At 68.6% G+C, this 16,875-nt stretch carries 17 protein-coding genes; 5 read left to right on the top strand and 12 right to left on the bottom strand.

The annotated features are described in order from the left end of the window. Positions 1 to 2: 2 nt before the first annotated feature. The 3 genes from AC4OR5_RS21260 to AC4OR5_RS21250 are packed head-to-tail and all read right to left on the bottom strand — an operon-like array spanning position 3 to position 2,769. Entirely contained in the window at positions 3 to 1,439 is a 1,437-nt protein-coding gene (locus AC4OR5_RS21260; protein WP_031639514.1) for an ArnT family glycosyltransferase, read from the bottom strand. Further along, on the bottom strand, positions 1,436 to 2,410 hold the full coding sequence (locus AC4OR5_RS21255) for a glycosyltransferase family 2 protein (protein WP_003107470.1): 975 nt from the start codon (positions 2,408 to 2,410) through the stop codon (positions 1,436 to 1,438). The genes AC4OR5_RS21260 and AC4OR5_RS21255 overlap by 4 nt, the downstream gene beginning before the upstream one ends. Further along, complete coding sequence (locus tag AC4OR5_RS21250; protein ID WP_003116095.1) at positions 2,407 to 2,769, bottom strand: GtrA family protein; 363 nt, start codon at positions 2,767 to 2,769, stop codon at positions 2,407 to 2,409. The genes AC4OR5_RS21255 and AC4OR5_RS21250 overlap by 4 nt, the downstream gene beginning before the upstream one ends. A gap of 236 nt (positions 2,770 to 3,005) precedes the next feature. Here AC4OR5_RS21250 and AC4OR5_RS21245 point away from each other — a divergent pair, with 236 nt between their 5' ends. Further along, positions 3,006 to 4,367, top strand: a complete 1,362-nt coding sequence (locus AC4OR5_RS21245) for an MATE family efflux transporter (RefSeq protein ID WP_003111808.1) — start codon at positions 3,006 to 3,008, stop codon at positions 4,365 to 4,367. Here the strand turns inward: AC4OR5_RS21245 and AC4OR5_RS21240 are convergent. From AC4OR5_RS21240 to AC4OR5_RS21210, 7 genes are all read right to left on the bottom strand, one after another. Beyond that, positions 4,343 to 4,711 carry an SLOG family protein gene (locus tag AC4OR5_RS21240; protein WP_010792248.1) on the bottom strand — a complete coding sequence of 123 codons (369 nt, stop codon included), beginning with the start codon at positions 4,709 to 4,711 and terminating at the stop codon, positions 4,343 to 4,345. The two genes, AC4OR5_RS21245 and AC4OR5_RS21240, sit on opposite strands and share 25 nt — an antisense overlap. Next, positions 4,699 to 6,366 (bottom strand): Na/Pi cotransporter family protein, encoded by a 1,668-nt coding sequence (locus AC4OR5_RS21235; RefSeq protein WP_023098150.1) that lies wholly within the window; start codon positions 6,364 to 6,366, stop codon positions 4,699 to 4,701. The genes AC4OR5_RS21240 and AC4OR5_RS21235 overlap by 13 nt, the downstream gene beginning before the upstream one ends. Before the next feature lie 42 nt (positions 6,367 to 6,408). After that, positions 6,409 to 6,618, bottom strand: a complete 210-nt coding sequence (locus tag AC4OR5_RS21230; protein WP_003104324.1) for a hypothetical protein — start codon at positions 6,616 to 6,618, stop codon at positions 6,409 to 6,411. A gap of 50 nt (positions 6,619 to 6,668) precedes the next feature. Beyond that, positions 6,669 to 7,445, bottom strand: a complete 777-nt coding sequence (locus tag AC4OR5_RS21225) for a PA4824 family protein (protein WP_023098151.1) — start codon at positions 7,443 to 7,445, stop codon at positions 6,669 to 6,671. 97 nt (positions 7,446 to 7,542) lie between these two features. Beyond that, the gene (gene mgtA / locus AC4OR5_RS21220; RefSeq protein ID WP_004365415.1) at positions 7,543 to 10,254 is read right to left on the bottom strand and encodes a magnesium-translocating P-type ATPase; all 2,712 of its coding nucleotides are present in this window, start codon (positions 10,252 to 10,254) and stop codon (positions 7,543 to 7,545) included. Positions 10,255 to 10,480: 226 nt separating this feature from the next. Then, complete coding sequence (locus tag AC4OR5_RS21215; RefSeq protein ID WP_003135298.1) at positions 10,481 to 10,699, bottom strand: hypothetical protein; 219 nt, start codon at positions 10,697 to 10,699, stop codon at positions 10,481 to 10,483. Positions 10,700 to 11,028: 329 nt separating this feature from the next. Then, positions 11,029 to 11,868 (bottom strand): arylamine N-acetyltransferase family protein, encoded by an 840-nt coding sequence (locus AC4OR5_RS21210; protein ID WP_003135300.1) that lies wholly within the window; start codon positions 11,866 to 11,868, stop codon positions 11,029 to 11,031. A 124-nt stretch (positions 11,869 to 11,992) separates the two neighbouring features. Between AC4OR5_RS21210 and AC4OR5_RS21205 the strand changes: the two genes are divergently transcribed. Then, positions 11,993 to 12,448: a DUF2214 family protein gene (locus AC4OR5_RS21205; RefSeq protein ID WP_003104329.1), complete on the top strand. Its 456-nt coding sequence runs from the start codon at positions 11,993 to 11,995 to the stop codon at positions 12,446 to 12,448. Between the two features lie 4 nt (positions 12,449 to 12,452). On the opposite strand, the gene lpdA is transcribed toward AC4OR5_RS21205, so the two are convergent. Continuing rightward, complete coding sequence (gene lpdA / locus AC4OR5_RS21200) at positions 12,453 to 13,856, bottom strand: dihydrolipoyl dehydrogenase (protein WP_021263668.1); 1,404 nt, start codon at positions 13,854 to 13,856, stop codon at positions 12,453 to 12,455. Between the two features lie 172 nt (positions 13,857 to 14,028). On the opposite strand from lpdA, the gene AC4OR5_RS21195 reads away from it, so the two are divergent. Next, positions 14,029 to 14,568, top strand: coding sequence for a PaaI family thioesterase (locus AC4OR5_RS21195; RefSeq protein WP_003135314.1), 540 nt, complete (start codon positions 14,029 to 14,031; stop codon positions 14,566 to 14,568). A gap of 67 nt (positions 14,569 to 14,635) precedes the next feature. After that, a complete protein-coding gene (locus AC4OR5_RS21190; protein WP_003110503.1) occupies positions 14,636 to 15,196 on the top strand; it encodes a TetR/AcrR family transcriptional regulator in 561 nt (186 codons plus the stop codon). A gap of 4 nt (positions 15,197 to 15,200) precedes the next feature. Here the strand turns inward: AC4OR5_RS21190 and AC4OR5_RS21185 are convergent, their stop codons facing one another. After that, a complete protein-coding gene (locus AC4OR5_RS21185; protein ID WP_004365417.1) occupies positions 15,201 to 15,998 on the bottom strand; it encodes an SDR family NAD(P)-dependent oxidoreductase in 798 nt (265 codons plus the stop codon). A gap of 230 nt (positions 15,999 to 16,228) precedes the next feature. Between AC4OR5_RS21185 and trhA the strand changes: the two genes are divergently transcribed. Continuing rightward, positions 16,229 to 16,846, top strand: coding sequence for a PAQR family membrane homeostasis protein TrhA (gene trhA / locus AC4OR5_RS21180; protein WP_003095352.1), 618 nt, complete (start codon positions 16,229 to 16,231; stop codon positions 16,844 to 16,846). The last annotated feature ends 29 nt before the right edge of the window (positions 16,847 to 16,875 follow it).

The following is a 16,875-nucleotide window of genomic DNA, read 5'->3' as shown; positions in this document are numbered from 1 at the left end:
TCTCAGCCAGGCGGCGCCACGCCCTGGCATAACTGGTACTGTCCCACCGGCGGCCGGCAGCGTAAGCGCTGGCGCACCTCGTCGGGCAAGGCGCCGAACGAACGCGAGCGGATCGCCAGCAGGGCGTCGCGACGCAACCAGCCGGCCAGTTCGCTGTCCTCCGCCCGTTGTGCCCGCCCGCCGCTGTAGAACACTGCCGAGTACGGCCGCTTCGGCCAGAACACCAGCGGCCGCTCGCGCCAGCCGGCGTCGCTGGCCAGCAGCGCGGCGGTGGACTTCTGCTCGGCGCGCGAGCCCAGCAGCAGGGAGCCGAGGAACAGCGCGAACAGCAACGGCGTCAGCGCCAGGCAGGCCAGCCCGCCACGCCGCAGCCAGGCGCTGCGCGCCAGCGGCGCGCGCAGCAGGTCGGCGGCGAGCAACGCCAGGGCCGGCAGGCCGGGCAGCACGTAGGTCCAGAGGACGTTGCCGGCGAAGGTGAAGAACAGGCACGGCGCCAGTCCCCAGAACAGCCAGTAGCGCCTGCGCGAGGCGACGCCATCGACCACCTCCCCGCGCTGGCGCCAGCCCAGCCAGAGCAGCAGCGGCAGCCAGAGGCTCCAGGGAAACGCGGCGGCCAGCAGGAACAGCCAGACGCTGCCGTAGGGATAGGCGTGGGCATTGCCGTAGCGGTCGCCGTCCCAGCCGGCGGTGACGAAGCGCTGCCAATGCTCGCCGAGCAGGAAGTACTCGAGGAAGCCTGGCGTCTTCAACTCCGCCAGCAGGTACCAGGGCGCGGCCACCAGGAGCATCAGCAGGCTTCCGCGGATCCATGGCAGGCCCCGCCAGAGCGCGCGCCAGCGCCACTCCAGCAAGGCCCACAGGCCGATCGGCAGTCCGGCGAGGATCAGCGTCAGCGGTCCTTTCGCCAGCAGCCCGAGGCCGAGGCCGAGGAACATCAGCCAGCCCTCGCGGCGCCGGATTCCCTCCGCGCCATGCAGGCCCAGCCAGAAGCCGCGCATGGTCAGGACCAGGGCCAGGGCCAGGGCCATGTCGGTCATCACCGCCCCGGAGGCGACGAAGAACAGCGCCGAACTGCCCAGCAGGACGCAGGCGATCCGCGCCTGCCGACGATCGTCGCGAGCCTGCCAGTCCCATACCAGCCACAGCACCAGCACGCCCAGCAACCAGTGCGGCAGGCGGCTGGCGAACTCGTTGGCGCCGAGCAGAAGCTGGCCGCCGGCGCTGAGCCAGAAGGCCAGCGGCGGCTTGCCCCAGAACGGCACGCCGACGTCGTACCAGGGCGTGATCCAGTCGCCCAGTTCGGCCATCTTCCGCGCCACCTCGCCATAGCGGGCCTCGGTGGTGTCCATCAGCGGATAGCTGCCCAGGCTCAGCAGGCGGATGGCGAAGGCCAGGGCGAGCAGGAACCAGGCCAGCGGCCAGCCGCGCAGCGCCCTCACGGATTGGCCCCGCCGACCTGCGCCGGCAGGTAGCGGTCGATCAGGTAGAGCGGGCGGCGCCGCGCTTCCATGGTCATCCGCCCGAGGTATTCGCTGCATACGCCGATGGCCAGCAGTTGCAGGCCACCGATCAGGAACAGCGCGGCGATCACCGGCCAGTGTTCGTGGATCTCCTGCTGGCCGAAGATCCCGGCGAGCAGGGTCGCCAGGGCCGCCAGCAGGCTGAGCAGGCCGAGGTAGCCGGCGACCTTCAGCGGCGCGGTGGAAAACCCGGTGATGCCTTCCAGGGCGAAGTTCCACAGCCGCCAGTAGCGCCACTTGCTGTGGCCGGCGACGCGAGCGGCGCGGCTATAGGCGATATCGACCTGGCGGAAACCGACCCAGGCGAACAGTCCCTTCATGAAGCGATTGCCTTCCGGCAGCTCGCAAAGGGCATCGACCACCCGCCGGTCGAGCAGGCGGAAATCGCCGACGTCGCGCGGGATCGGCACCTCGCTGAGGCGGTTGATCAGCCGGTAGAAGGCGCTCGCCGAGGCGCGCTTCAGCCAGCTTTCGCCGGCCCGGCTGCGGCGGCGCATGTTGACCATTTCGGCGCCGCCGATCCAGGCGTCGAGCATCTGCGGGATCAGTTCCGGGGGATCCTGCAGGTCGGCATCGATGACGATCACCGCGGCGCCGCGCGACAGCTTGAGCCCGGCGCTCATCGCCTGTTCCTTGCCGAAGTTACGGGTGAAGCGGGCCACGCCCACCCGGCGGTCGGCGGCCTGTAGCTGGGCGAGGATCGTCGCGCTGCGGTCGGTGCTGCCGTCGTCGACATAGAGCACCTCGCAATCGTCGCCAAGGTCGCCGAGCACGGCGCCCAGGCGCTGGTGGAAGGCTGGCAGCACCGCCTCCTCGTTGAACACCGGCACTACCACGCTGAGCAGGCAGGGGGCCTCGAGCTTCGACGCCAGGGAAGGTTCGATCATCATGAGAAGGTCCAGAGTCGATGAAGGTGATAGGTCGCCAACAGCAGTGCGCCGGTCGCGGCGAGCTGGGCCAGGCGATAGTCGAGTCCGGCGAGGTCGCCGAGCAGCAACACCAGGACGGCGTTGCCGAGTACGCAAAGCAGGCTGACGGCGAAGAAGCGCGGCAGCGAACGGAACACCGGGCCACGGTGGCGGAAAGTCTTCCAGCGATGCCCCAGGTAGGCAGCCAGAGCCCCGCAGCCTGCTCCCGTCGCGGCGGCCACGGCGGCGCCGACGGCGAAGCCCTCGACCAGGAGGGTCAGCACCAGGTAATGAACGGCGGTGGCACCGGCGCCGACCGAGACGAAACGCCCCAGGAGCATGCATGGCTTCCTCTGGAAACAACCGACGCCGGCATTCTAGGAAGGTGCGCAAAGCCCCGCGGTTAGCGCTGCGCAAGCTTCCTGACAGGTTTTCGCAGGGTTCCCCGCGGCAGGCCTGGAAGCCGCGTCGGACAAGGAATACACGGCAGGCAGAGGTCTGTTACCGGATATGAAAAACGGGTTTTCCGCAGGCCTCGCCGCCGTCGCTATACTGCCCGGCCGATCCGGAGGACCCCATGAGCCTGTTGCGCGATGCCTGGCGCCACGCCCCGACCCACCACAGGGTCTGGGCGCTGGCCGGGCCGATGATTCTGTCGAACGTTTCCGTTCCCCTGGTGCACCTGGTGGACAGCACGGTGGTCGGCCACCTGCCGCACGCCTACCAGCTCGGCGCGGTAGCCGTGGGCGGCAGCCTGTACACCCTGATGGTCGGCGTGCTCGGCTTCCTGCGCATGGGCACCACCGGCTTCGCCGCCCAGGCCGCCGGCCGCGACGATGGCGGCGCGCTGCGCCTGATCCTCGCCCAGGGCCTGGGCATGGCGCTGCTCCTGGCCCTGCTGCTCGGCGCGCTGGCCCTGCCCCTGAGCGGCTGGGCCCTGCAACTGATGCAACCGTCGGCGGAACTGACCGGCGAGGCCCGCGCCTTCTTCCATACCCGCCTGCTCGGCCTGCCGGCGGCCCTGGCCAGCTACGCGCTGGTCGGCTGGTTCCTCGGCACGCAGAACGCACGGGCGCCATTGGCGATCCTGTTGACCACCAACCTGAGCAACATCGCCCTGGTGCTCTGGTTCGTCCACGGCCTCGACTGGGGCGTGCAAGGCGCGGCCCGCGCCTCGGTGCTGGCGGAATGGAGCGGCGCCCTGCTCGGCCTGGCCCTGACCCGCCGCGACCTGGCCCGGCGCCCCGGGCGGGCGCAGTGGCAACGCCTGCGCCACTGGCTGTCCTGGCTACCGCTGCTGATGGTCAACCGGGATATCTTCATCCGCAGCCTGGCCCTGCAACTGGTGTTCTTCCTGCTCACCGTACAGGGCACCCGCCTCGGCGACGCCACGGTAGCCGCCAACGCCCTGCTGCTCAACGGCCTGCTCCTGACGTCCTACGCCCTCGACGGTCTCGCCCACGCGGTGGAGGCGCTCTGCGGCCACGCCATCGGCGCCCGCGACCGAACCGCCCTGCGCCGCGCGCTGGTGGTGGCCGGTGGTTGGTCGCTGCTGGCAAGCCTGGCGTTCGCCGCGCTGTTCGCCCTGTTCGGCCACCTGTTCATCGACCTGCAGAGCGACATCGCCGGCGTCCGCGAAGTCGCCTACGCCTATCTGCCGTACCTGGCCTGCCTGCCGCTGCTGGGGATGTGGAGCTATCTGCTCGACGGCCTGTTCATCGGCGCCACCCGCGCCCGCGAGATGCGTAACGCGATGCTCGTCGCGGTGGCCGCCAGCCTGCCCCTCGGCTGGCTGTTGCAGGGGCTGGGCAACCACGGGCTATGGCTGGCGTTCCTCGCCTTCATGCTGCTGCGCGGGCTGGTCCTGGCCGCCTACGGCTGGCGCCTGACCCGCCGCGATGGCTGGTTCGCCGCTCAGGGCGCCGACAGCGGGCGATAGGCGAGCATCAGCGGGACGTCGGCAGCGTGCGCGACCTGTATCAGTTCGCTGGCCAGGCGCCCGCCGGGAAACACCAGCACCAGGTCCGGCGCGGCATCGCCGAGGACGGCCTCGCCATACTCGCGCAGGGCGTTGTCGCTGCCACTGCGCTCCGGATAATCGTAGGCGCGCGAATCCGCGCCACGCTCGCGGCACCAGCGCTCGGCCTCGTCCGGCAGGCCGCTGCCGGCATGCAGCAGGTGGCCGAGCAGCGCCACCGGTTGCAGGCCGTGGCACTGGTCGAGCGCCAGGCGCAGGCGTTCGGCGTCCTTGAAATGGCGTCCGGCGCAGATCAGGAGGCGCATGCCGATCCCTCCCCTTGCCCTGGCTCGTCCGGCCGCTTCGCCATCGGATCGATGCCGCTGCGTTCGAGCAGCGGATAGGCCAGGGCGGTGACATGATGGTGGATGCGTCGGTAGTCGCGGAGAATGCGCTGGAACACGTCACCGGACTCCACCCAGGCACCGCGATCGTCGCGCAGGCGACGGAAGCGCTCGCGACTGGCATCGGCCTCCAGTCGCTGCAGCAACTTCTTGCGCGCCACCAGGCGCAGCGCGGCGTCCAGGTCTTCGCGAAGGAACGCGCTGATCGCCAGGTGCAGGCTCTCCTCGATCGCCGCCTGCAACGGCAGCATGCGGCCCAGCTCGAACTCGCTGCCGGCGCGACTGCGCCCGGCCCAACGCATCGCCAGGGGCAGCAGGCTGTTGGCGACGAGATCGCCGATGTGCTCGATGTTGATGGCGAACAGGAGGATTTCCTGGGCACGATCGGCGTCGCTGTCGCCGAGGCCGTCCTGGCCGAGGTCTGCCAGGTAGGCGCGGATCGCCGCACTCAACTGGTCGAGGGCCTGGTCCTGGCGACGGATTTCCGCCACCACCTTCGCCTCCGGTCGCTGCAACAGGCCGCTGGTGGCGCGCAGCATCAGACTGGCCATGTCGGCCAGCCGCAGGACTTCGCGAGTAGCGTTGGCCAGGCCGATGTTGGCCACCTCCAGCCCGGCTTCGTCGAGGTAGCGCGGCATGCCCGGCTCGTCGGACTGCGCCTCTTCCGGCAACAGGCGCGCGAGCAGCGCCGCAAGTGGTCCGGTGAAGCCGATCGCCAGCAGTGCCAGGGCCAGGTTGAAAGCACTGTGGAACCAGACCGCCGCCGCACCACCGAGTGCGTTGGCCGGCTGCGCCAGCGCCGTCAGCCAGGGCAGCACCAGCAGGCAACCGAGCAGGCGCACCAGCAGGTTGCCCAACGGCAAGCGCCGCGCCACCCGGCTACCGGCCACCCCTAGCGCCGGCAAGGCGCCGCCGAGGTTGGCACCGAGCACCAGGGCCAGGGCGATGGGCAACGAGACCAGTCCGGCCTGGGCCAGGGACGCCACCAGCAGTACCACCGCGACACTGGAATGGCAGGCCCAGGTCAGCAGCGCGGCGAGCAGCAGGGCGATCAGCGGATCGCCTTCGAGGCCGTGGATCACCGCGACAAAGGCTGGCGAGGCCTCGATCTGCTGCAGGGAATGGCCGAGCAACGCCAGCGCCAGAAGCATCAGGCCGAGTCCGATCAGGCACTGGCCAAGGCTCTCCAGGCGCGGACCGTCGCCCAGGCGGAACAGCAGCAGGCCGGACAGCAGGGCCAGCGGCGCCAGCAACGAGGTGTCGAAGCTGAGCAGTTGCACCACCAGAGTGGTGCCGACGTTGGCGCCGAGCATCACTGCCAGCGCCGGCGCCAGGCCCAGGGTGCCACTGGCGGTGAAGGACGCTGCCATCAGACTGGTGGCGGTGCTGCTCTGCAGCAGGCCGGTGATGCCGAGCCCGGCGAGCAGGGCCAGCCAGCGGTTGCCCAGGTGGCGGCCGAGCCAGTTGCGCAGCGCAGTGCCGAAACCGCGCAGCACGCCGCTGGAGACCATGTGCGTGCCCCACAACAGGAGGGCCACGGCACCGGCCAGGTTGATCAGGAGGATGGTTCCCAGCATGGCGGAACTCCCGGTTCGGAATGGATCGTGAAGGGAACGGGCTCATTGACCCATGGCCAGCCTGAGCGAGGCACGGTTGAGCGCGCTCGAGCAGTCCAGCAGGTATTTCACTTCGACCTGGCTCAGGCGGCCGCTGGCGTATGCGCGCACGCTGACCACCATCAGCAGGTGCGCGGCCTTCGCCAGCAGCCGTGCTGCCAGGCCACAGAGCGCGCGGCGAGACGCGCCCAGGCATTTGCGTACGACGTTCATGGCTGCTTCCTCGGTGGAGGAGCGCGCCGCAGCGCGGCACGCCCTTGGGCTCAGAAACGCAAGGTCGCTCCCGAGACCAGCCATCGCTCGCGCTCGCCGCGCAGGTGGCCGCCGACCAGCAGGTCGAGGTCCAGCCGTTCGCCCAGGTGCAGCCGCGGTCCGGCCTGCCAGCCGCTGTCGCCGGCCGACTCGCCGAAGCGTTCGGCGATCAGGGTCAACGGCTGGCCGACGCGGTATTCCATGCCCACGCCCCAGTTCCAGCGATGCCGGCGCTCGCCCTCGGCGTAGGCATGCCCCAGGCCGACCCCGGCGTTCAGGCGCAGGGCCTCGAACGGCTGGTAGCTCAGCGGCAGGTTGAAGCCGGCGCCTTCGAAGGCGTGCCGGCGGTCCAGGTAGAGATCCGCCGAGAGCGCCAGGGCCAACGCCAGGCCGAGGTCGTCGCGGGCCAGCAGCGGTGTCTTCAGCTCGGGGCTGAGGCGGCTGTGCCGATCGCCGGCGTCGCCCTCGCGCACCAGCGCCGCGCCGAGCTGCACCGATGGTAGGGCGGAGAAGGTGCAGGCGGGCGACAGCACCGACTGGTAGCGGTTGCCGTGGTGGCGTTCGCGCTGGTGCCAGGCGTCCAGGTTGCATTCGCCGACGGGATCGATCTCGCCGTCGTCGACCCGGTAGGCGCCGCCCGCGGCGCGAGCCTCGGACAGCAGCGCCAGCAGCAGGACGCAGGCGAGCGCGGCGGCGACGAAGCCCAGGCGCCAGGACAGGGCGCGTCGCAGCGCGGCCGGCAGCGGTTGGAAAAGGGGCGCCCGCGGGCGCCGGTCGTGCAGGGTCATGATGCGTCTCTCCATGTGTGGGTCCGGTGTGCGTTGCGCGGCGCGGCGAGGCTTGCCGACGCGCCGGGAAAGGCCGGGACGAAGCCCGGCCGATCGCTCAGAACCACTGGCCGAAGCGGCGGATGTAGAGGGTCTTCATGGTCTGCGCGGTGACGCAGTAGCAGAGCAGCGTGCCCACCAGCCAGGGGAAGTACTCCCACGGCAGCGGCTGCAGGCCGACCATCGCTCCCAGCGGCGAGAACGGCACGTAGATGCCCAGCGCCATCACCAGCCCGGTCATCAGCATCACCGGCAGCGCCGCGGTGCTCTGGATGAAGGGAATCTTCTGGGTACGCAGCATGTGCACCACCAGGGTCTGCGAGAGCAGGCCCTCGATGAACCAGCCGGACTGGAACAGCGACTGCATTTCCGGGCTGTTGGCGGCGAACACGAACCACATCAGCGCGTAGGTGGTGATGTCGAAGATCGACGAGGTCGGGCCGATCCAGACCATGAAGCGGCCGATGTTCTTCGAGTCCCACTTGCGCGGCTTGGCGAGGAACTCCTTGTCCATCTTGTCCCACGGCAGCGACAGCTGGGAGATGTCGTACATCAGGTTCTGCAGCAGCAGGTGGATCGCCAGCATCGGCAGGAAGGGGATGAAGGCGCTGGCCACCAGTACCGAGAACACGTTGCCGAAGTTGGAGCTGGCAGTCATGTTCAGGTACTTCATGATGTTGCCGAAGGTCTCGCGACCTTTGATCACGCCCTCCTCCAGGACCATCAGGCTTTTTTCCAGGAGGATGATGTCGGCCGATTCCTTGGCGATGTCGGTGCCGCTGTCCACCGAGATGCCGACATCGGCATCTCGCAGCGCCGGGGCGTCGTTGATGCCGTCGCCGAGGAAGCCGACGGTGTGTCCGTTGCCCTGCAGGGCCTTGAGCACCCGCGACTTCTGCAGCGGCGTCAGCTTGGCGAACACCGTGCGCTCCTCGGCCAGGCGTTGCAGGGTGGCATCGTCCATCAGGTCGATGTCGCGACCGAGCAGCGGCTCGCCGACGTCCAGGCCGACCTCGCGGCAGATCTTCGCGCTGACCACCGGGTTGTCGCCGGTGAGCACCTTCACCGCCACGCCGTTCTCGCGCAACGCGGCGATGGCCGGGCCGGCGGTTTCCTTCGGCGGATCGAGGAAGGTCAGCAGGCCGGCGATCACCAGGTCGCGCTCGTCGCTGGCGCCGTACTGGGCCTGGGACTCCGTGCGCGAGAGGCTGCGGGTGCCGAGCAGGAGCACGCGGAAGCCGTCGCGGTTGTATTGCTCGGCCAGCGCCAGCAGGGCCCGGCGGCGTTCCTCGTCGAGCGGCAGGTCGACGCCGTCCTGGTGCACGCGGGTGGCGATCTCGAGCATTTCCTCGACCGCGCCCTTGCACACCAGCAGGTGTTCGCCGCCCTTGCCCTCGAGGATCACCGAGAGACGCCGACGGACGAAATCGAAGGGCAGTTCGTCGACCTTGTGCCAGGCATCCGGCGGCGTGATGCGCGGGTTCTGTTCGACGAAGGCGACCACCGCGCGGTCCATCAGGTTCTTCATCCCGGACTGGTGGAAGCTGTTCAGCCAGGCCATTTGCAGGACCCGGTCGCAGCGCCGGCCGGCAACGTCGACGTGATGCTCGAGGATGATCCGGTCCTGGGTCAGGGTGCCGGTCTTGTCGGTGCAGAGCACGTCCATGGCGCCGAAGTTCTGGATCGCGTTAAGACGCTTGACCACCACCTTGCGCCGCGACATCGCCACCGCGCCCTTGGCCAGGTTGGCGCTGACGATCATCGGCAGCATTTCCGGGGTCAGGCCGACCGCCACGGCGAGAGCGAACATGAACGCCTCGGTCCAGTCGCCCTTGGTGAAGCCGTTGATCAGCAACACGATCGGCACCATCACCAGCATGAAGCGGATCAGCAGCCAACTGACGCTGTTCACCCCACGGTCGAAGGCGGTCTGCGCCCGCGAACCGACGATGGAACGGGCCAGCGAACCGAAATAGGTGCGCGCACCGGTGGCGACCACCACCGCGGTGGCCGTGCCGCTGACCACGTTGGTGCCCATGAAGCAGATGTTCGGTAGTTCGAGCAGGTCCTGCTGGTCGGCGGCGATCCGCTTGGCGGACTTCTCGCGGACCGCGCCGAGGGTGTCGTATTTCTCCACCGGCAGCGCCTCGCCGGTGAGTACGGCCTGGCTGATGAACAGGTCGCGCGATTCGATCAGGCGGATGTCGGCGGGGATCATGTCGCCGGCGGACAGGCGCACGATGTCGCCGACCACCAGTTCGCCCATGGGGATTTCCCGCAGCTCGCCGCGCATCCCGCGCTCGTCGCGGCGCAGCACGGTGGCGGTGTTCCGCACCATGGCCTTGAGCGCCTCGGCGGCCTTGCCCGAGCGGTATTCCTGCCAGAAGCGCATCAGGCCGCTGACCAGGACCATGCAGAGGACGATGATGACGCCGGTGAGATCGGTTTCCTCACCGTCCTGCAGCGGCAGCCAGAAGTCGGTGAAGAAGCTGATCGCGGAGAGCGTCATCAGCACGTAGATGAAGGGGTTGTTGAACGCCTGCAGCAGTTGCACCAGGACGTGTGGCGGACGGTCGTGGGCCACTTCGTTGGGGCCGTCGGCGTGCAGCCGGGCGGCGGCCTCGGCCTGGTCGAGGCCGTCCTGGCGACCACGGACGTTGGTGAGGGTGGTTTCCAGGCTGTTCTGCGCTTCGCGGGCGGCGCGCATGGACAGTCGGTCGTTGCGGCGCTCGGTGTCGAGCTGGGTATTGCGTTGGGTCGCTACGCTCATGACTCGGTCTCCTGTCGCGAGCTGCGCGACGGCGACACGAGTCGGTTGCCGGTCAGGTGACAGGCAAAGGCGTGCCGGGTCGCGATGTTCGCGATCGGTGGGAAGAATGTTCGGCTTGTCCGGGTAAGGCCCACTGCGCGCGGCCGCTCAGGCGGCACGCAGCAGGCCGACTTGGTGGTTCGTCCATGGCAGGCTCCTTGTGCGAAGGGTTAGGCAGGAGAAAGCGTCAGCCGCGCATCGGGCGGCGACCGCTCTCAGGGTTCTCTTCGACCTGCGTCTCCAGGCGGCGATACTCCAGGCGACCGCCGGCCGGGCTGACACGCCAGGCGAGGCTCGCAGGATGGCCGTGGCCGGGAAGGATCGCGCCGGGGGACTGCGCGGCGCGCACGCGCATCTTCGCCACGAAGGCGGATACGCCGGGGGATACCGAATTCTCGAAGTTCATGACTCACCTGTACCCGGCGTGCCGGACACGGGTGAGAAGCAGTGGGTCAGCCCAGGATGCCGCTCAACCGACCGACCCGTTGCGGGTTCCGTCGTGCGTTGGTTTGGGTCATCGCACCAGCCGGCATCTGCTGGGCCGGGCGACGACTACTGGGAATACTGTCCATGGCTCTCTTCGTAGGGGGAAAGAAAGTGCCCGGCTCTGCGGGCGGGGGTTTTATAGACCTCTTGCCAGACGAGGTCAACCGAAAAAGCCGTTTCGTTCAGGCTTCTATGGAACATCGGAAAATTCCCGCAGGAGTCCGGCGAAAAGACACCGGCCAAAAGCACTCAGGCGGAGATCAGTCCCGCCAGCCGTCGCGCCAGCGCCGGCACTTCGGAGGCCGGGTCGAGGCGCAGGCGAAAACGGGTCTGCAGGATGTCCAGCAGTTCGTCGACGTCGCGCAGTTGGCGCTGCAGCGTCTCGCCGTTGCCGGCGCGCTGGCCGAACAGCCCGTCGGCCAGGGTCAGGCGCAGGTCGCCCTCGGTTATGGCGGCCTTCAGGCCCTGGCGGAACACGCTGTGGGGGTGGGTAGAGGTGTACCAGTTGCGCGGGATGTAATCGATCCACAACTGCGGGCGCAGGTCGAAGCGGTACAGCGGCAGCCAGCCGCTGCGACCGCGCACGGCGCTTTCGTAGAGACCGGCATGCGGGTCGACCAGGCGCACGCAATGCACCTGTCCGGCGTCCGCCTCGTCGCCCGGCAAAGGCAGTGCTCGCGGCGGATTGGCCGAGCCGAAGCCGACATCCACCAGGAACTCGCCCTCCGCCAGGTACAGACGCAGCATCAGATGCGATTGCTGGGTCAGCGGCGCGTCCTCCGGGAGTCCCCAGCGTACCCGTGCCACCAGCAGTTCCAGCTCGTAGCCGAGGGCCAGCAGCAGGCGGGCGAACAGCGAGTTGAGTTCGAAGCAATAACCGCCGCGGCTGCCCTCGACGACCTTGGCGAAAACCTTGTCGGCGTCGATCTCGATGGGGCGGTCGAGCAGCACGTCGAGGTTCTCGAAGGCGACCCGGCGCAGATGCGCGTCGATCAGTCGGTCGAGATTCGCCAGGCTCGGCGGACCGGGATCGTCGATGCCGATATGGTGCAGGTAGGCATGGGTCTGCTCGGGCGTCAGCGGGGTCATGGCGGGCTCCGGAAAATGGCCAGCTCGATTCTAGACGCATTCTCGGGGAATACCGGAAGCGCCGTCAGGCACATTGGCCCGGGGTCTGCTTGACTGTGCCCATCCCACCCCGAGGAGCGCCGCCATGGCCCAGGCAATCGTCGCCTACCTGCACTACCTGTCGATCTTCCTGCTGTTCGCCCTGCTGGTGTTGCAGCACCGCCTGCTGCGCCTGCCGCTGGACCTGGAGCGCGCCCGCAGCCTGGCGGCGATCGACCGCGGCTACGGCCTCTGCGCCCTGGCGGTACTGGCCAGCGGGCTGGCGCGGGTGCTGTGGTACGGCAAGGGCGTCGACTACTACCTGCACAATGGCCTGTTCCACGCCAAGGTCGGGCTATTCGTCCTCGCTGCCCTGGTCTCGCTGTTGCCGACCGTTACCTTCCTTGGCTGGCGCGGCGCCCTCAAGGCCGGCGAAGTGCCGGCGGTGACGCCGGCCCGGGGCCGGCGGGTGGTCCTGGCGGTGCGCCTGCAACTGCTCCTGCTGCTGGTCATTCCGTTGCTGGCTACGCTGATGGCACGCGGCTTCGGCATGCGCGGCTGAGCCCTCAGTTCTGCATGGCCCGGCCATGCACGTCCATCGCCGCCTGGCGCAGCGCCTCGGAGCGGGTCGGATGCGGATGGCAGGTCAGCGCGAGGTCCTCCGCCGAGGCGCTGAACTCCATGGCCACGCAGGCTTCGCCGATCATCTCGCTGACACCCGGCCCGACCATGTGCACGCCGAGCACCTGGTCGCTGCGGGCATCGGAGAGGATCTTGATGAAGCCTTCGCTCTCGTGGTTGATCTTCGCCCGGCTGTTGGCGCTGAACGGGAAGCGTCCGACCTTGTACTCGCGCCTCGCCGCCTGCAACTGCTCCTCGCCGAAGCCGACGCTGGCCACTTCCGGCTGGGTGTAGATGACCGACGGAATCACCTCGGCGTTCATCTCCGCCGCATGCCCGGCGATCCGCTCGATGCAGACGATCGCCTCTTCCTCGGCCTTGTGCGCCAGCATCGGTCCCGAGGTCACGTCGCCGATCACCCAGACGCCCGGCGCCGCGCTGCGCTGTCCCTGGTTCTCCAGCATGCCGCGACGATCGCTGGCCAGGCCGACCGTCTCCAGCCCCAGTCCTTCGGTATAGGGGCGCCGGCCGATGGCCACCAGCACGTAGTCCGCCTGCAGCGATTCCGTAGCGCCGCCGGCGGCCGGTTGCAGGTCGAGTTCGACGCCCTGCTCGCCACTGCGCGCGGCGACCACGCGGGTGCCGAGGCGAAACTGCATGCCCTGGCGGGTCAGGGCGCGCTGCAGGGTCCTTGCGGTTTCCCCATCCAGCCCCGGGCAGATCCGCTCGAGGTACTCCAGCACCGTGACCTGTGCGCCCAGCCGGCGCCAGACCGAACCAAGCTCCAGGCCGATCACGCCGGCGCCGATCACCACCAGGTGGCGAGGCACTTCGGCCAACTCCAGGGCGCCGGTGGAGTCGAGGATGCGCTGGTTGTCCACCGGCACGCCGGGCAGCGGCGCCGGTTCCGAACCGGTGGCGATGACGATGTCGCGCGCCTCCAGTTGCGCGTGGCCGCCGTCGGCAAGGGCCACGCTGACCCGGCCCTCGCCTTGCAAGCGCGCCCAGCCCTTGATCCACTGCACCTTGTGCTTGCGGAAAAGGAATTCGACGCCACGGGTCAGGGCGGCGACGCTCTCGTCCTTCTGCTTCATCATCTGCGCCAGGTCCAGTTCCGGGCTGACCCGGATGCCGAGCCGGGCGAACTCGCCACCGCTCGCCGCGGCGTATAGCTCCGAGGCGTGCAGCAGGGCCTTGGACGGCATGCAGCCGACGTTCAGGCAAGTCCCGCCGAGGGTTTCGCGACCCTCCACGCAGGCCACCTTCAGGCCTAGCTGGCCGGCGCGAATGGCAGCGTTGTAGCCCCCCGGACCGGCGCCGATCACGATCACGTCATAGCTTTCCATCATCCTGCTCCTCGGTTGTCCCGCCACGGCTCCCTCAGCGTAGGTGACGCCGGCGCAAATAGAGGAAACGCCGCGTAGAGGGATCGAAAGCGATTGTATTTCACTCTTCATACAAAGCTTATATGATGACCGTAATTTTCCTGCAACCCTTTCCCACCACGACAGGAGCACCACCATGGAACAGCCCGGCCGCGAAGACCGCCTGAACGCCTGGATCGCCACCGAGCGGGCCGCCCGCGCCCGCCTCGGCGCCAGCGGAACCCTGGAGCTGGCGCAAGTCGCCGCGCTCTCCCCGCAGGAGTTCTTCGACCGCATCGGCAGCGGCGAGCTGCCCTGCCCGCCCTACGGCGAACTGGTCGACTTCGTTCCCATCGAGTGGTCCGAAGGGCGCTTCCTGTTCCAGGGCACCCCGGACCGCCGCCACTACAATCCGCTGGGTAGCGTGCACGGCGGCTACGCCGCGTCGCTGCTGGATTCCTGCATGGGCTGCGCGATCCATACCCGGCTCCAGGCCGGCCAGGGCTATACCACCACCGACCTGCGGATCAGCTACCTGCGCGCGCTGACCGACAAGGTCGGCCCGGTACGCGCCGAAGGCCGGGTGGTGCACCTCGGCCGCTCGACGGCGGTCGCCGAGGGCCGGTTGTACGATGTCGACGACCGTCTCTACGCCGTCGGCTCGACCACCTGCCTGGTCCTGCACATGGCCGGATGAACGCGGCTTCGCCAGGGAAGGCCGCCAGGCGTTAAGATGACGACCTGCATTCCAAGGTATCGAAGCCATGCGTTATCCCGAAGACCACAAGCAGAAGACCCGCCGGCGTATCGTCGAGGAGGCTGCCCGGCTGTTCCGCCAGGACGGCGTCGGCGCCACCGGGCTGCAACCGCTGATGAAAGCCCTGGGCCTGACCCACGGCGGCTTCTACGCGCACTTCAAGTCCAAGGACGACCTGGTGGAAACCGCGTTGCGGCATGCCGCGGCGCAACTCGACGAAGTCACCGCGCCCCTGGCGGAGGCGGAACGACCGCTGGCGCTGCTGATAGAGCAGTACCTGTCGCCGCGTCACCGCGATAACCCCGGCGCCGGCTGCCCGTTGCCGACCCTGTCGGCGGAACTCGGCCAGCGCGGCACGCCGAGCCCGACCACCGACAGCATCGTGCGCAAGCGCCTGGCGATGATCGAAGCGGCCCTGGAGGGCGAGGACGCAGGCGAGCGCGCCGTGCTGCTGCTCGCTTCGCTGGTCGGCGCGCTGCAACTGTCGCGCAGCGTGCAGGATGAGGCGCTGTCGCAACGGATACTGGAAGCGACGCGCAAGAAGCTGCTGGAGCAGATGGAGCGCTAGGGCCTCAGCCGAGGTAGCGCTCGGCCGGCCGCTGCCGCGACAGATTGGGCGCGAGCCTGGCCCGCGCCGTCATCAGCGCCTGCCAATCGGCCGCATCCGGCAACGACGGGATGGTCACCGCTTCACGCCGATCGAAACCGACCAGCGCCGCCTCCACCAGGTCCTCGACCTCCATCACCATCTCCGCGGGAATCCCGGCGATTCCGGTGCCGCTGCGCTCCCAGATCTCGGTGCGGGTGACGCCGGGCAGCACCGCCTGGACGTAAACGCCGCTGCCGGCCAGCTCGTGCTGCAGCGACTGGCTCAGGCTCAGCACGTAGGCCTTGGTCGCGCTATAGACGGCATTGAACAACTCCGGCGCCAGCGCCACCACCGAACCGAGATTGACGATGGCGCCGCCGCCACGCCGGCGGAACCCCTCCGCCGCACCGGCAGCCAGGCGGGTCAGGGCCACTACGTTGAGGGCGATCATCCGCTCCGCCCGGTCCATGTCGGCATCGGCCAGCGGACCGTTCATCGCCACGCCGGCGTTGTTCACCAGCAACGCGATCGAGGCGTCATCGCGCAACCGTCGCTCGACCCGCAACCTATCGTCGCGCTCGGACAGGTCGGCGCGCAGGATCTCCACCCTGACCCCGTGGGCTTGGCGAAGTCGATCCGCCAGGGCTTCCAGGCGTTGCCGGTCGCGCGCCACCAGCAACAGGTCGTGGCCACGGCGGGCCAAGTGCTCGGCGTAGGTCGCGCCGATTCCGGAAGAGGCGCCGGTGATCAGGGCGACGCCATTGCCAATCTGTTCGTTCATGTGGGTTCTCGCTGGAAAAAAGCCTGACCGCTGACAGCGGTTATTTATATTACACATTTAATATTATGATCATAATTAAAACCGTCAAGCCTTTATCCGTTCCAACGAGCAGGGAGGGATGAGGAGAACCTTCATGCAACCGTCACGGAAAACGCCAATAAAAGGTCAGGACCCACACCACCCCGACATGCCCTACCATGGCGTTGTCCATCGCGGGAGGATCATGCGTCATGTATCACGGTGAAAGACTCAATGCCTGGACCCACCTGATCGGTGCGGTCGCCGCCTGCACCGGCGCCGTCTGGCTGACGGTCCAGGCGAGCCTCAACGGCAGTCCGTGGAAGATCGTCGGGGTCGGCGTCTACGGCGTCACCCTGACGCTGCTCTACAGCATCTCGACCGCCTACCACAGCGTGCGCGGGCGAGCGAAGGTGGTGATGCGCAAGCTCGACCACCTGTCCATCTACCTGCTGATCGCCGGCAGCTACACGCCTTTCTGCCTGGTCACGCTGCGCGGTCCCTGGGGCTGGACGCTGTTCGGCATCGTCTGGGGCCTGGCCGTGCTCGGCATGCTCCAGGAGATCAAGCCACGCTCCGAGGCGCGGGTGCTGTCGGTGGTGATCTACGCGGTGATGGGCTGGATCGTGCTGATCGCGGTGAAACCGCTGCTCGCCGCCCTCGGCAGCGCCGGCTTCACCTGGCTGGCGGCCGGCGGCGTGCTCTATACCGTAGGGATCGTCTTCTATGCCTATGACCACCGCTTCCGCCACTGGCATGGCATCTGGCACCTGTTCGTGATCGCCGGCAGCCTCCTCCACTTCGTGGCGATCTGGCGCTACGTACTCTAGGCGCGGTCCGGCGCGAAGCAGCGGGGAGC

The organism is Pseudomonas sp. YA1, from assembly GCF_058680555.1.
Note: the sequence above shows the minus strand (reverse complement) of the source record. Positions and strands in the feature narration are given on the sequence as shown.

Excerpts from the sequence above, each read along its gene's own strand:
- AC4OR5_RS21240 (WP_010792248.1), bottom strand. The coding sequence starts at position 4,711 with ATGCGCCTCCTGATCTGCGCCGGACGCCATTTCAAGGACGCCGAACGC.
- AC4OR5_RS21250 (WP_003116095.1), bottom strand. The coding sequence starts at position 2,769 with ATGCTCCTGGGGCGTTTCGTCTCGGTCGGCGCCGGTGCCACCGCCGTT.
- AC4OR5_RS21225 (WP_023098151.1), bottom strand. The coding sequence starts at position 7,445 with ATGACCCTGCACGACCGGCGCCCGCGGGCGCCCCTTTTCCAACCGCTG.
- AC4OR5_RS21205 (WP_003104329.1), top strand. The coding sequence starts at position 11,993 with ATGGCCCAGGCAATCGTCGCCTACCTGCACTACCTGTCGATCTTCCTG.
- AC4OR5_RS21215 (WP_003135298.1), bottom strand. The coding sequence starts at position 10,699 with ATGAACTTCGAGAATTCGGTATCCCCCGGCGTATCCGCCTTCGTGGCG.
- lpdA (WP_021263668.1), bottom strand. The coding sequence starts at position 13,856 with ATGATGGAAAGCTATGACGTGATCGTGATCGGCGCCGGTCCGGGGGGC.
- AC4OR5_RS21230 (WP_003104324.1), bottom strand. The coding sequence starts at position 6,618 with ATGAACGTCGTACGCAAATGCCTGGGCGCGTCTCGCCGCGCGCTCTGT.
- AC4OR5_RS21245 (WP_003111808.1), top strand. The coding sequence starts at position 3,006 with ATGAGCCTGTTGCGCGATGCCTGGCGCCACGCCCCGACCCACCACAGG.
- AC4OR5_RS21210 (WP_003135300.1), bottom strand. The coding sequence starts at position 11,868 with ATGACCCCGCTGACGCCCGAGCAGACCCATGCCTACCTGCACCATATC.
- AC4OR5_RS21255 (WP_003107470.1), bottom strand. The coding sequence starts at position 2,410 with ATGATGATCGAACCTTCCCTGGCGTCGAAGCTCGAGGCCCCCTGCCTG.
- mgtA (WP_004365415.1), bottom strand. The coding sequence starts at position 10,254 with ATGAGCGTAGCGACCCAACGCAATACCCAGCTCGACACCGAGCGCCGC.
- AC4OR5_RS21190 (WP_003110503.1), top strand. The coding sequence starts at position 14,636 with ATGCGTTATCCCGAAGACCACAAGCAGAAGACCCGCCGGCGTATCGTC.
- trhA (WP_003095352.1), top strand. The coding sequence starts at position 16,229 with ATGTATCACGGTGAAAGACTCAATGCCTGGACCCACCTGATCGGTGCG.
- AC4OR5_RS21195 (WP_003135314.1), top strand. The coding sequence starts at position 14,029 with ATGGAACAGCCCGGCCGCGAAGACCGCCTGAACGCCTGGATCGCCACC.
- AC4OR5_RS21235 (WP_023098150.1), bottom strand. The coding sequence starts at position 6,366 with ATGCTGGGAACCATCCTCCTGATCAACCTGGCCGGTGCCGTGGCCCTC.
- AC4OR5_RS21185 (WP_004365417.1), bottom strand. The coding sequence starts at position 15,998 with ATGAACGAACAGATTGGCAATGGCGTCGCCCTGATCACCGGCGCCTCT.